Below are 11,579 nucleotides of genomic sequence, written 5' to 3' on the forward strand. Positions count from 1 at the left end.
CGTAGTCCTAGCTTTCTTAAGGCCCCATCATGACGATTGCCTGGTTCATGACATTGCCACCGCGCGGGCCGCTGATGCGGGACGTGATGACGTAGGAGAGCTGTGGCGCTTCAAAATACGTCGGCGCGTCCGACGACAGGCTGTCGCCGACGCCGGCGCGGCCGCTGGTGTCCTGCTTGGAGGAAGTAAGCGCGCAGGAGTTGGCCGGCTGCCCCTGGTCGAACGGCCCTTCGAACGTGCACAGGCGGTGGATCACATACTCCACCTGGTTGCCGGCGGCGTCCACCAACTTGGCCGACCCCATCCAGTACTCCTTGTCGGACGGTCCCCTGCCCGGCGCCGGATTGGTGGTGGCGCGGTAGCCGGCGGCCTGCACATCGTTCCAGAGCGCGGCGCGCGGGGTGGCCGCGAGCCATGCGTAGGCCTGGTGGATGCCCAAGTCGGCCGCCTTGGCGAGCGAGGTTTCGTAGGCCAGGTTGGCCGTGGTCAGCGTGGTCGAATTACTCGACCGCAGCATGTAGATGCTGGACGCCAGCATCACCCCCAGCATGATCAGCATGATCGGCACGGACAGGCCGCGCTGGCGGCGCATGATTGGGAAAGGCTTGCGCATCAGGGCCTCCAGGCGTTGTTGCGGATCTGGACCACGGTTTCGAACGCGCGGTAACGGTAGCAGGACCAGTGGATCGCGTCCCCTTCCGTATCCAGCGCCACGGTCACCGGCATCGGCGCCACGCCGGACGGGGTCTGCGTTTCAAAGATGGTCAGCTTCTGCGTGGTGGTGGTGCAGGTGCCGTCGGAATTCTGCGGCTTGTCCGGCACCTGGCTGCGCGCCACCACGGCCAGGCGCACCGCGGTCACGCGCTGGAAGTCACCGGCATCGCCGGCCACGCCGTCGCCGTCGGCGTCCAGCATGTCCGAACTCCAGCTGCTCACTTGCGAGCCGTACACGGGATCGAAGCCGGCGCGCAGGTCAAAGCCGTATTGCGCCTTGATCGCCACCACGTTGTCCACCACCGCCTTCGGCGCGTCGGTGCTGTCGCGCATATTCGAGGCGCGCAGGCGCAGCACGCCGCGCTGCACCGACCAGGTGTGCAGCGCGAGCTTGTCGGCCGGGCCCAGGTTGAACACGCGCGCCTTGCTGCCCTGGTTGTACACGCCGCCCAGCAAGCCGGCGCCGCTGTTGTAGCGGCCACTGGCGATTTGCAGGATGTCGGTGGCCACGCCGGACAGCTGGGCGATGCTGCAGTCGCCGCCGGCCGGTTCCGGCACCACCACGATCACGTCGCCCGTGTTGAAGCCGAACGGATTATTGGTGCTGACGCGGATCTCGCTGCCGCCGGCATACAGGTCGGCCAGCGACACATTGCCGACACCGGACTGGCTGCCGGCCGAGTTCAGGCTGATCACGTCGGAACGCTCGCCGTTGTTGATGATGACCACCGGCGCCAGCGGCGTGCTGTCCACGCCGCCGCGCTTCACGCTCGGCAGCGCGAAGCCCTCGGCGTCGGCCAGTAGGGTGTTGCAGCCGTTGACCAGGGTGTCGTTGATGCCCCACCCCGCCTGGGCCGCGTCGAAGTTCAGCGAGAACAGCGCCAGCATGCCGTTCTGCATGCTGTCCGAACTGCCCAGGGCGGCCGCCTTGTCGGTTTCCGAGGTGGCCAGCAGGCGCGTGGCGAACATCACCGCCAGCATGCCCACCACCACGCTGACCATCAGTTCCACCATCGAAAAGCCGCGCGTGCGGCGCATAGCGTAGCGGCGGCTCATGGCATCCCCTTCGGATTCATGATGTAGGTCGTCATCACATGCTTGTTCGGCTCTTCGTTCTGGCGCCGCTGCCATGCGATGGTGATATCGACCTGGGTCTGCGTCACGCCGCGCACCACCGCCACGTCCACGGCGGCGCCGGGAATCGCGTCCAGGGTCTCGCCCATCCACGGTTTGAGGGCGGTGCTGGGCTGCTTTTTATCCTTGGCCGTGAACACGTACTGGTCGATGTTGTCGTAATCGTTGCTGACAATGCCGACCAGGCGGTCGGCCGCCAGGGTCGCCTCGGCGCGCATGCCGGCGTCGTTGATGGCGGCGTACGAGCGCGCCTGCATGGCCACGGTGCCCAGCAGGCCCACGGCCAGCAGGATCACCGCCACCACCGCTTCGATCATGGCGGCGCCGCCCTGCTTCTTGAAATGGATGGTATTCATTCTGGACAAGCCCTCGAATCGCCGCTGCCGCGCGTTGGATCGCACTTGGTGGTCATGCCGGACAGGGTGACCACCAGCGCCACGGTCGGCACGTCATCCTTGAAATCGTCGCCCGGATTGAGGCGGATGCTTTGCAGGCGGTCCTCGACCGCCGGATCCACCCAACCCAGCTCGGTAAAGTAAATCTCACGCGCCGAGGCCGGCTGCAGGACCGGCGCCGCCACCGTGGCCGGCGGCAGGCTGACCGCCGAGCGGAACACGGACTTGTAGCCCTGCGCGCCTTGCGGGTCGTTGGCGGCCGGCTTGTCAACAGTGGACCAGCCGGCCGAGTCGGTGGTGCATTGCGCATCCGGTTGCGGGAAGCAGATGTCGATCTGCCAGTTGTACTGGCCATTGGCCGCGTTCTCGCTCAGCACGATACGGCTGCGCGCGTTGTGGCTTTGCGCCTGGCGGCGCGCCGTGGCCAGGCCGTCGGCATAAAATTCGCCAGTGGCCTTGGCCTTGTTGGTCTGCAGCCAGTGCGACATGGACGGCACCCCCAACGCCAGGGTGAAGCTGACAATGCCGACCCCCAGCACCAGTTCCAGCAAGGTCGCACCACGCTGCCGCGCGCCGATGGAAGTTAATTGGTGCATCGTCCGCCCTCCCGGTCGACCCAGCAGCTGTCATTGGTGGTGTAGCCGGCCGGCACCGCCGTGGTCTTGCGGTTGCCGTTCTGGTCGATGGTGTACGTGAAGCCCTGCACCATGCCTTTGCCGGTCGCACTCAGGGTGTAGCCGCTGGGGCTGGCGTTGCTCAGGGCGAAGTCGAAGTTCTTGCCGTTTTTCGGGAACGAGGCGGCGCCCTCAAAACCGGCATAGGTGCGGTTGTTGGCCCAGTACTGCTCGGCCGAGGTCTGGCCGGCGCCCAGGCCGGTGAACGCTTCCGTCAGGCGGCCGCGTTTCACGTAACCACTGTAAATCGGCAGGCCGACGGCGGTAATGATGCCCACGATGGTGACAGCCACCATCACTTCCATCAGCGTGTAACCTGCTTGTTGGCGTTTCATTATGCTCTGCTCCCCACGGCTGGACTTTGAATAGCTTTAGTCTAGCCAGCGAAGCTTGCATTACCCTGAGGAAACCCTGACAAAAACCTGACAGGGCAAAATATTTACGCAGGGAAATACACGGAGAACAGGGCGCCCTGCCCGCCAGGCGGGGTGTCGATGGCCACGCTGGCCCCGTGGGCGGTGGCGATATCGCGCACGATGGCCAGGCCCAGGCCGCTGCCGGTGGTCTTTTCATCCAACCGCTGGAAGCGCTGGAATACGGCGGCGCGTTTGGCCGGCGCGATGCCGGGTCCGGAGTCTTCCACCGTCAGCATGCCGCCGCCCAGGTGGGCGAAGCAGCTGACCGTGACCGTGCCGCCCGGCGGCGTGTAGCGGATCGCATTGTCCACCAGGTTGTCGACCAGGTCGCGCAGCAGGAAGCGGTCGCCCTTCACCATGGTCGGCTGCAGGTCGAAGCCCAGGTCGATTTCCTTGCGCAGCGCCTGCTCTACAAAGTGCTGGATCGACTCCTCCAGCAGCTGGTCGAGCGCCAGGCGTTCCATGCGCGTCTTGCGCAAGGGGCCGGGTTCGGCGCGCGCAAACGCCAGCAGCTGGTTCACCTGGCGGATCATACGGTCGGTGGACGCCTGCATCATGCCCAGCGCGGCGGCCGCCTCCGGCGCGCGCGGCTGGGCCGCCAGCAAATCGATCTGGGTGCGCATGCCCGCCAGCGGCGTGCGCAGCTGGTGCGCCACATTGGCCAGGAAATCCTGCTGCGCCTGGGCGCCGTCGTGGACTTTTTCCAGCAAACCGTTGAAGGCCTGCACCAGCGGCGCCACCTCCAGCGGCACCTCGGCCAGCGCGATCGGCGCCGTGTCGTCGGCGCCACGCGCCTGGATGCCGGCACGCACCTTGTGCAAGGGCGCCAGGCCGCTGGTGACCGAGAACCACACCAGGCCGGCCGAGGCCAGCGTCAGCACCGCCGCCAGCGGCAGCATGGCGCGCACGATGGCGGCGCGCGCCTGGCCGCGCTTGCGGAGGGTCTTGGCCACCACCAGCAAGCCGGCCTGCTGGCCGGCCTGCACCGGCTGCGCCACCAGGCGCACCGCCTCGCCCGCCACCTCGCCGTCGCTGGCCGGGCTCGCGCCGCGCGCCGCGCCGGCGGCTGGCATGGGCAGGGCGGCATCGCCCGCCAGCAGGCGCCCGCCGCTGTCGCGCAGGGAAAAATACACTTTATCGAGTTCGTCGTTGCGCAGGGCCCGCTCGGCGGCGGGCGGCAGATCGAGCACCAGCCGGCCCTCGCGCTCGCTGGTGCGCGCCGCCAGCATGGCCGCCGCATCGCCCAGCGACTGGTCAAAGGCGATCTGGGCCGGGATCCAGGCCAGGGCATAGCTGAGTGCCATGCCCGCCAGGTTCAGCAGCAGGACCGGCAGCACCAGCCACCTCAGCAGGCGCAGGCGGATGCTATCCATGCGGCGCGGCGCCTTGCGGCTCCAGCATATAGCCAAAGCCGCGGATGGTGCGGATGCTGATGCCAGCATCGGCCGTCTTCTGGCGGATGCGCGAGATATACACCTCCACCGCGTTCGGCGTCACATCCTCGCCCCAGGGCAGGATGGCGTCGATGATCTGCTGCTTGCTCACCACGCGCGCGCCGTGCTGCAGCAGGTACTCCAGCACCGCCCACTCGCGCACCGACAGGTCGATCACCTTGTCGCGCACGCGGGCCCGCTTGGCGCCCACATCCAGCACCAGCTCGCCCATTTGCAGCAGGCTTGGCTTGGGCGCATGGCGCCGCGCCAGCGCGCGCACGCGCGCCACCAGTTCGGGCGTGGCGAAGGGCTTGACCAGGTAATCGTCCGCCCCCAGCTCCAGGCCGCGCACCCGGTCCTCCACCGCGTCGCGCGCCGTCAGCAACAGCACCGGCAACTGGCTGCCGCGCGCGCGCAGGCGGCGCACCACTTCAAAGCCGTCCAGCCCCGGCAGGCCGATATCGAGCACCAGCACGTCCACCGGGCCCGGCCGCTGCAACAGGGCGTCGGCCTCGCTGCCGTTCTGCAGCAGCTCCACGTTCATGCCATGGCCGCCCAGCACCCGCACCAGGCCGTCCGCCAGAACCGCATCATCTTCTACCAGGATTACGTGCATGGGAATCCGTCAGGGTTGCTCTCAGCGCATTATGCCCCGATTCATCACGATGTAACAATTGCCCAGCATCATTACCGCGCCTTAAAAACCCTCGCGGAAGCCACCATGATTCTCCTCCAGCCTGCCATCGCCCTCATGCAGAGGCTGCGCCTGCTGCCCAAGTTTGTCCTTGTCTGCCTCGTGTTCCTGCTGCCCCTGCTGCTCGCCTCCGGCCTGCTGGTCGGCGAGCTGCACAAATCGGTCGCCTTCACCATACAGGAACGCCAGGGCCTGGCGTATGTGCGCCAGCTGCACGAAGCGCGCCGCCATCTGCAGCAAAAGCGCGCCCTGGAACACCTGCGCCTGGCCGCCAACCAGCAAGCCGGCAGCGCCGCCATCCGCGCCAGCGCCGACGCCGCCACCACCGCCCTCGCCGCCCTGCGCCCGCTGGCGCAAGGCCCGCTGGCCGGACTGGCGGCCCAAGCCGACCTGGAGCAAGGCTGGCAGCAGCTGCAGCAGCGCCAGGCCGGCTTCGATGCGCGCGCCAGCTTTGCCGCGCACAGCAAGCTGATCGCCCAGGCCGACGCCCTGGCCACCCTGGCCGCCGACCGCGCCCGCCTCTCGCTCGACCCCGAGGTGCGCAGCGTCTACCTGATCGCCTCCTTCCTGAAAACCTTCCCCGGCCTGGCCGAGAACCTGGGCGTAATCAGCGGCCGCGGCGCCGCCTACATCGACAGCGGCCTGTTCGAAGCCGGCGAAGACCAGATGCTGAGCGCCACCGCCATGCTGGCGCGGCACGAGCTGGAACGCTTGCCGGCCCAGTACCAGGCCATCCTGCAGCACAATCCGGCCCTGACCGGCAAGCTCGAAGCGCACCTGGCCGCCGTGCCGCAAGCGCTGGCCTTCCTCGAACGCGCCCGCAACGAAGTGCTGAATTCCTACAACCAGACCAGCGGCAAGGAGTTCAACGAGGCCGGCCAGCAAGCCGCCGGCGCCCTGCAAGCACTGGCCGCCGGCACCGCCGACGCCCTCGACCAGTTGCTGGCCGAACGCGCCCGGCGCGACGCCCTGTACCGGAATAGCGTGGCCGGCGTGGTGTTGCTGGCCGTCCTGCTGGCGGGCTGGCTCGGGGCCGGCTTCTACCTCTCCTTCATGCGCGACATGCGCCAGCTGAATGGCGCGGTGCAGGCCGCCGCGGCGGGCGACCTCAGCGTACGCATCGCCTCCCCCGCGCGCGATGAAACCGGCGACCTGGCCAACGCCTTCAGCGCCATGACAGCCGCGCTGCAAACCCTGGTGGCCGACATCCGCAGCGGCGCCGCCCGCATCGCCAGCGCGGCCGACGAGCTGGCCAGCGGCAGCAGCGCCCTGAGCGGCTCCACCAGCACCCAGGCCGACGCCCTGCACGTCACCGTGGCCGCCATGGAAGAACTGGACGCCGCCGTGCAGCGCAACAGCGCCCACGCCGACGACGGCCGCCAGCTGGTGCAGCAAGCGGCCGGCGTGGCGCGCCGCGGCGGCGACAGCGTCGATGCGGTGGTCGGCACCATGGCCGCCATCCGCGCCAGCTCCGACCGCATTGCCGACATCATCGGCGTGATCGACGGCATCGCTTTCCAGACCAATATCCTGGCCCTGAACGCCGCCGTCGAAGCCGCCCGCGCCGGCGAGGCCGGGCGCGGCTTCGCCGTGGTCGCCACCGAGGTGCGCAGCCTGGCGCAACGCTCGGCCGCCGCCGCGCTCGAAATCAAGCAGCTGATCGGCGACTCAGTCAGCAAGGTCGACAGCGGCAACGCCCAGGTCGACGCCGCCGGCGCCACCATGAGCCAGGTGGTGGCCGCCGTGCGCAGCATGGAGGAAGTCATCGCCCGCATCACCCAGGCCGAGGCCGGCCAGCGCAGCGAGATCGCCCGCATCAACGGCGCCCTGCACCGCATCGACGACATGACGCGCCAGAACGCCGCCCTGGTGGTCCAAGCCTCCGAGGGCGCCAGCCGCGTGCACGCCGAGACCGCCCTGCTCAACCAGGCCCTCGGCCAGTTCCGCCTAAAAAATGGGGACGTACCCCATTTTTCGGGCAACAAGTTGCTGAAAAAAGAGGGTACGTCCCCATTTTTGAAGCGTGCGCCAGTAAAAATCGGGATGTTGTAGTGCTTGTAGGACTATCCTGACAAAGCGTCATGTTTCCAGCCTACATGACGGAGGACACAGGTCTTATGTTCATCACTCACATAGAAAATTAAAGTAATACCAACGCGATCGGCAAGCCACACCCCCTAAGAATGCCGACTGCAACATCGTGTACTTTAGTTTTTGTGAGGAAAAAATGAACAACACTCAACTGAGCGTCTCTGCCAAGAACTCGCTGTCCCGTACCATGCCGATTGGTTCTTCGGAGTTTAAAGTTGCGTCCCGGCCTGTTGTCAGCTACAGCGGCGCCCAGCAGAATGAGCTGCTGGCAGCCCTCCCTCGTGAAGCGCTCGAGTCCCTGTTCGAACACCTGGAGCTGGTGCAACTGCCGTTCGGCAAGGAACTGTTTGAATTCGGCAGCAAGCTGGAGTATGTGTACTTCCCGACCACCGCCATCCTGTCGCTGCTGTATGTGATGGAAGACGGCGCCACCACCGAGATTGCCGTGGTGGGCCACGAGGGCGTGGTGGGCGTGTCGATGTTTGCCGGTGAACGCGCAATATGCACCGCCGTGGTGCAAAGCGCCGGCTACGGCTACCGCATGAAGGCGCAGGCCTTGCGCGATGCCTTCAACCTGGGTGGTTCCCTGCCGCAGCTGCTGATGCGCTACAACGCCGCCCTGTTTGCCCAGATGGCGCAAAACGCCGTCGGTGGCCGCCACAGCTCGATCGAGCAGAAACTGTGCCGCTGGCTGCTGGACCGCCTGGACCGCTCACCAAGCAATGAGCTGAAAGTGACCCAGGAAATGATTTCCATCATGCTGGGCGTGCGCCGCGAATCGATCACCGCCGCCGCCGGCAAGCTGCAGGAAGACGGCATGATCACCTACCGTCGCGGCAACATCACTGTGATTGATCGTGAAGGTCTGGAACGCTATGCGGGCGAGTGCTATAAGGTGGCGAAGATTGAGTATGATCGCCTGCTCGCTGATGTGGCGTGCTGCTAAGCGGCGGTAAGCCAGTGGGCGCGGCGGCAATCGTCGCCCGCCCGCCCCGCCCTTTCAGCGGAATATAGACTTCAATGCAGGTGCCGCGGTCGCCACGGCCGCGGCGAATATTCAACACCCCTCCCAGCAGCAAGGCCCTTTCCCGCATCCCCAGCAAACCGTGCGACATGGGCTTGGCCAGGGTCGGCGCTGCAATGCCGATCCCGTCGTCGATAATGCGCAGCACCAGCATGTCGTCCGCCTGGCGTTTCAGCGACACGTTGACGTGGGTCGCTTTGGCGTACTTGCGGATATTGGTCAGCGACTCCTGCACAATGCGGAACAGGGCAATCGACAGGCTGCTGTCGCCCTTGGCCACGGCATCGATATCGCTGCCGACATCGGTCTCGCACGGCGTGCCCGCCAGGCGCGCAAAGTCTTCGCAATAGCTGTCGATAGCTGCGCCCAGGCCCAGATTGTCGAGCAGGCTGGGGCGCAAGTCTTCGATGATGCGGCGCTTGAGCTCCACGGTTTCCATCAGGGTGCCGCGCGCGCGGCGCAACTGGGCCGCCAATTCCGGATGCGTCTTTTGCAGCTGGTGCGTGACGGCCGAAATATCCATGCTGATGGAGGTCAGGTTGGCCCCCATTTCATCGTGCAGCTCGCGCGACAGGCGCATCTTCTCGTCTTCGCTGATCGAAATCAGGTGGCGCGACAGCACCGACAGCTGCTCGGTACGCTGCTGCACCATGGATTCCAGGCTCTCGTTGGACAGCTGCAAGGCGTGCTCCACGGCGGCGCGGTGCACAAAGCTGCGCCGCACCAACTGGTAGAACATGATCAAGACCACAATGGCGACGGCATTGATGCCGGCCCCCATCACCACCGCCTTCTGGTATTCCTGGTAGAAGCTGGTGGCGCGCGCCGCCATCGCCTCGTTCTGTTCGCGCACCATGATGACGATTTGCAGGCGGATTTCATCCATGCCGCTGCGCTCGTCGCTGACCTGGGCGATATTGACGATTTCCTGCAGGCCGCTGTGCTTATAGACTTCGATCGCCTGGGTCAGGATGGCGATGCGCTTGCGCACCAGCCCCTGCAACTGCTGCAGGTTCTTCAGCTGCACCGGGTTATTGGCCAGCAGTTTTTCCAGCTCGCGGAATTCGTGTTCGGCCTCGGCCACCACCGTGCGCGTCGGCCCCAGGTAAGTCTCCTTGCCCGAGATGAAGTAGCCGCGCGCGCTGCTGTCGGCATCGAGCACCAGCACGTTCAGGTATTGCAGCCGTTCGGCCACGCGCGAGCTCAGGGCCAGCTGTTCGTTGGCGCCTTTCAGCGACTGCAGGTTGTGGAACAGGCTAAAGCCGTTGACGATCAGAATCAACGCACACGTGACACACAGGAGCGTTTTATAGAGTGGCAGCCGGTGCCGGGGCGCTGGTTCGAGGGTGAAGTACATCTTGCCCATTATAAAACGCGCGGGAAATTGCTGCCGCACGGCAATTCAACCGTGCGGCGGGTGGCTTAATCCAGCAGGTTGTTCTTCATCGCGTAGTACGTCAGGTCACTATTCGACTGCAGGCCCATTTTCTCCATGATGCGGGTGCGATAGGTACTGACAGTCTTGATGCTGAGCGACAGCGCGGTGCCGATATCGGACACGGTGGCGCCGCGCGCCAGGCGCAGGAACACCTGGAACTCGCGGTCCGACAGCTCGGTGTGCAGCGCCGTGTTGGGATCGCGGTCGAAACTTTGCGCCAGCAGTTCCCCCACCTGCGAGCTGACATAGCGCCGCCCCTGGTGCACGGTGCGCACGGCAGTGATGAGTTCCTCCGCCTCGCACTCCTTGTTGAGGTAGCCGTTGGCGCCCATTTTGAACAGGTTGAGCGCATATTGCTGGGCCGGATAGCCGGACAGGATCAGCACCGGCAAATCGGGCTGGCCCTGGCGGATAGTGCGCAGCGTGTCGATGCCGCTCTGGTCCGGCATGGCGATATCGAGCAACAGCACGTCGCACACTTCTTTGCGGGCGATATCAAGCGCCTCGCGCCCGGTGCTTCCCTCGGCCACGACGCTAAATTCGTCCGAGGACGAAAAGATTTGCTTGAAACCTGCCCGTACAATCTGGTGGTCGTCACAGATGGCTACGCGAATCATTGATCTTCCCTCATTAAATCTCAGCTGGGGAACGAAGCCAGCGTCTGCAGTATCACTAGCAAAATCATAACGTTAATATTGTAGCACTAATGGTTTAACAGTTCTGTCGAGTTTAGCCGAAAAAAAGGACGCCTAAGCGCCCTTGCTACAGCTGCTTACAACTTAAGTAGGTCAAGGATGCCCAGCAGCTCCCGGCGCAGCATCTCGCGGTCCACGGCAGGAACGTCGCCCGCAGCGCCGTGACCAAGAGTTTCATCATACTCGCCTTGGGCCGAATCGGCTGCGCGGCTATCGAGCTTATTGCGTGCGCCGGAGATCGTAAAGCCCTGCTCATACAGCAGCTCGCGGATGCGGCGGATCAGCAGCACTTCGTGGTGCTGGTAATAGCGGCGGTTACCGCGCCGCTTGACCGGTTTCAGCTGGGTAAATTCCTGTTCCCAATAGCGCAGCACGTGCGGCTTCACGCCGCACAGTTCGCTGACTTCGCCAATGGTGAAGTAGCGCTTCGCCGGAATCGGCGGCAGCACTGCCAGGTCTGCCTTGCCAGGACGGTCATTCATTCAGGCGTCCTTGCCGCTCAGGCGTTGCGCGCCGGCGCGGCGCTGTCTTCGACCATGCCCTTCAGCTTCTGGCTGGCGTGGAAAGTCACCACACGGCGCGCCGTGATCGGAATTTCTTCGCCGGTTTTCGGGTTGCGCCCCGGGCGCTGCGGCTTGTCGCGCAGCTGGAAATTGCCGAAACCGGACAACTTCACCGCCTCGCCCCGTTCGAGCGCGTTGCGGATCTCGTCAAAGAAGGTTTCGACCATGTCCTTGGCCTCACGCTTGTTCAGGCCCACTTGCTCGAACAACAGTTCGGCCAGCTCCGCCTTGGTCAGCGTCGGCAAATCCTTTTCAGCTTCCTGGCGTACCTTGGCGTTCTGCATGGCGCTGTGCAGCTCGGCGTCCAA

13 protein-coding genes are annotated in these 11,579 nt (G+C 65.3%); 2 read left to right on the top strand and 11 right to left on the bottom strand.

Annotated features, from left to right (window positions below; genetic code table 11):
- Positions 1–16 precede the first annotated feature (16 nt).
- The 7 genes from GTP41_RS22610 to GTP41_RS22640 form a co-directional block, all read right to left on the bottom strand.
- The gene (locus tag GTP41_RS22610) at positions 17–613 is read right to left on the bottom strand and encodes a pilus assembly PilX family protein (RefSeq protein WP_229503019.1); all 597 of its coding nucleotides are present in this window, start codon (positions 611–613) and stop codon (positions 17–19) included.
- Positions 613–1,770 carry a PilW family protein gene (locus GTP41_RS22615; protein ID WP_229503020.1) on the bottom strand — a complete coding sequence of 386 codons (1,158 nt, stop codon included), beginning with the start codon at positions 1,768–1,770 and terminating at the stop codon, positions 613–615. Before GTP41_RS22615 ends, GTP41_RS22610 begins: the two co-directional genes overlap by 1 nt.
- Positions 1,767–2,204 (bottom strand): type IV pilus modification PilV family protein, encoded by a 438-nt coding sequence (locus GTP41_RS22620; RefSeq protein WP_161027853.1) that lies wholly within the window; start codon positions 2,202–2,204, stop codon positions 1,767–1,769. The genes GTP41_RS22615 and GTP41_RS22620 overlap by 4 nt, the downstream gene beginning before the upstream one ends.
- Positions 2,201–2,839 carry a pilus assembly FimT family protein gene (locus GTP41_RS22625; protein WP_161027854.1) on the bottom strand — a complete coding sequence of 213 codons (639 nt, stop codon included), beginning with the start codon at positions 2,837–2,839 and terminating at the stop codon, positions 2,201–2,203. The genes GTP41_RS22620 and GTP41_RS22625 overlap by 4 nt, the downstream gene beginning before the upstream one ends.
- Entirely contained in the window at positions 2,827–3,252 is a 426-nt protein-coding gene (locus GTP41_RS22630; protein WP_161027855.1) for a type IV pilin protein, read from the bottom strand. Before GTP41_RS22630 ends, GTP41_RS22625 begins: the two co-directional genes overlap by 13 nt.
- Before the next feature lie 104 nt (positions 3,253–3,356).
- A complete protein-coding gene (locus GTP41_RS22635) occupies positions 3,357–4,706 on the bottom strand; it encodes a sensor histidine kinase (protein ID WP_161027856.1) in 1,350 nt (449 codons plus the stop codon).
- On the bottom strand, positions 4,699–5,382 hold the full coding sequence (locus GTP41_RS22640; RefSeq protein WP_161027857.1) for a response regulator transcription factor: 684 nt from the start codon (positions 5,380–5,382) through the stop codon (positions 4,699–4,701). Before GTP41_RS22640 ends, GTP41_RS22635 begins: the two co-directional genes overlap by 8 nt.
- A 105-nt stretch (positions 5,383–5,487) precedes the next feature.
- Between GTP41_RS22640 and GTP41_RS22645 the strand changes: the two genes are divergently transcribed.
- Together GTP41_RS22645 and GTP41_RS22650 are read left to right on the top strand one after the other, a co-directional pair.
- Positions 5,488–7,512: a methyl-accepting chemotaxis protein gene (locus tag GTP41_RS22645; RefSeq protein ID WP_161027858.1), complete on the top strand. Its 2,025-nt coding sequence runs from the start codon at positions 5,488–5,490 to the stop codon at positions 7,510–7,512.
- Positions 7,513–7,687: 175 nt separating this feature from the next.
- Positions 7,688–8,497, top strand: a complete 810-nt coding sequence (locus GTP41_RS22650; RefSeq protein WP_161027859.1) for a Crp/Fnr family transcriptional regulator — start codon at positions 7,688–7,690, stop codon at positions 8,495–8,497.
- Here GTP41_RS22650 and GTP41_RS22655 read toward each other — a convergent pair.
- The 4 genes from GTP41_RS22655 to GTP41_RS22670 all read right to left on the bottom strand — a co-directional run bounded on the left by GTP41_RS22655 (position 8,394) and on the right by GTP41_RS22670 (position 11,555).
- Positions 8,394–9,857 (bottom strand): CHASE3 domain-containing protein, encoded by a 1,464-nt coding sequence (locus tag GTP41_RS22655; protein ID WP_308700876.1) that lies wholly within the window; start codon positions 9,855–9,857, stop codon positions 8,394–8,396. The two genes, GTP41_RS22650 and GTP41_RS22655, sit on opposite strands and share 104 nt — an antisense overlap.
- 140 nt (positions 9,858–9,997) lie before the next feature.
- Entirely contained in the window at positions 9,998–10,630 is a 633-nt protein-coding gene (locus tag GTP41_RS22660) for a response regulator (protein WP_161027861.1), read from the bottom strand.
- Positions 10,631–10,785: 155 nt separating this feature from the next.
- Positions 10,786–11,190, bottom strand: a complete 405-nt coding sequence (locus GTP41_RS22665) for a MerR family transcriptional regulator (protein ID WP_161027862.1) — start codon at positions 11,188–11,190, stop codon at positions 10,786–10,788.
- A gap of 17 nt (positions 11,191–11,207) precedes the next feature.
- Positions 11,208–11,555 carry an integration host factor subunit alpha gene (locus GTP41_RS22670; protein WP_161027906.1) on the bottom strand — a complete coding sequence of 116 codons (348 nt, stop codon included), beginning with the start codon at positions 11,553–11,555 and terminating at the stop codon, positions 11,208–11,210.
- Positions 11,556–11,579: the final 24 nt, after the last annotated feature.

It is taken from the genome of Pseudoduganella guangdongensis, from assembly GCF_009857475.1.
Lineage (GTDB): Bacteria > Pseudomonadota > Gammaproteobacteria > Burkholderiales > Burkholderiaceae_D > Rugamonas > Rugamonas guangdongensis.

What these genes read in the sequence shown, in the direction of transcription:
- GTP41_RS22610 (WP_229503019.1), bottom strand. Translation starts at nt 613, where the DNA reads ATGCGCAAGCCTTTCCCAATCATGCGCCGCCAGCGCGGCCTGTCCGTG.
- GTP41_RS22615 (WP_229503020.1), bottom strand. Translation starts at nt 1,770, where the DNA reads ATGAGCCGCCGCTACGCTATGCGCCGCACGCGCGGCTTTTCGATGGTG.
- GTP41_RS22620 (WP_161027853.1), bottom strand. Translation starts at nt 2,204, where the DNA reads ATGAATACCATCCATTTCAAGAAGCAGGGCGGCGCCGCCATGATCGAA.
- GTP41_RS22625 (WP_161027854.1), bottom strand. Translation starts at nt 2,839, where the DNA reads ATGCACCAATTAACTTCCATCGGCGCGCGGCAGCGTGGTGCGACCTTG.
- GTP41_RS22630 (WP_161027855.1), bottom strand. Translation starts at nt 3,252, where the DNA reads ATGAAACGCCAACAAGCAGGTTACACGCTGATGGAAGTGATGGTGGCT.
- GTP41_RS22635 (WP_161027856.1), bottom strand. Translation starts at nt 4,706, where the DNA reads ATGGATAGCATCCGCCTGCGCCTGCTGAGGTGGCTGGTGCTGCCGGTC.
- GTP41_RS22640 (WP_161027857.1), bottom strand. Translation starts at nt 5,382, where the DNA reads ATGCACGTAATCCTGGTAGAAGATGATGCGGTTCTGGCGGACGGCCTG.
- GTP41_RS22645 (WP_161027858.1), top strand. Translation starts at nt 5,488, where the DNA reads ATGATTCTCCTCCAGCCTGCCATCGCCCTCATGCAGAGGCTGCGCCTG.
- GTP41_RS22650 (WP_161027859.1), top strand. Translation starts at nt 7,688, where the DNA reads ATGAACAACACTCAACTGAGCGTCTCTGCCAAGAACTCGCTGTCCCGT.
- GTP41_RS22660 (WP_161027861.1), bottom strand. Translation starts at nt 10,630, where the DNA reads ATGATTCGCGTAGCCATCTGTGACGACCACCAGATTGTACGGGCAGGT.
- GTP41_RS22665 (WP_161027862.1), bottom strand. Translation starts at nt 11,190, where the DNA reads ATGAATGACCGTCCTGGCAAGGCAGACCTGGCAGTGCTGCCGCCGATT.
- GTP41_RS22670 (WP_161027906.1), bottom strand. Translation starts at nt 11,555, where the DNA reads ATGCAGAACGCCAAGGTACGCCAGGAAGCTGAAAAGGATTTGCCGACG.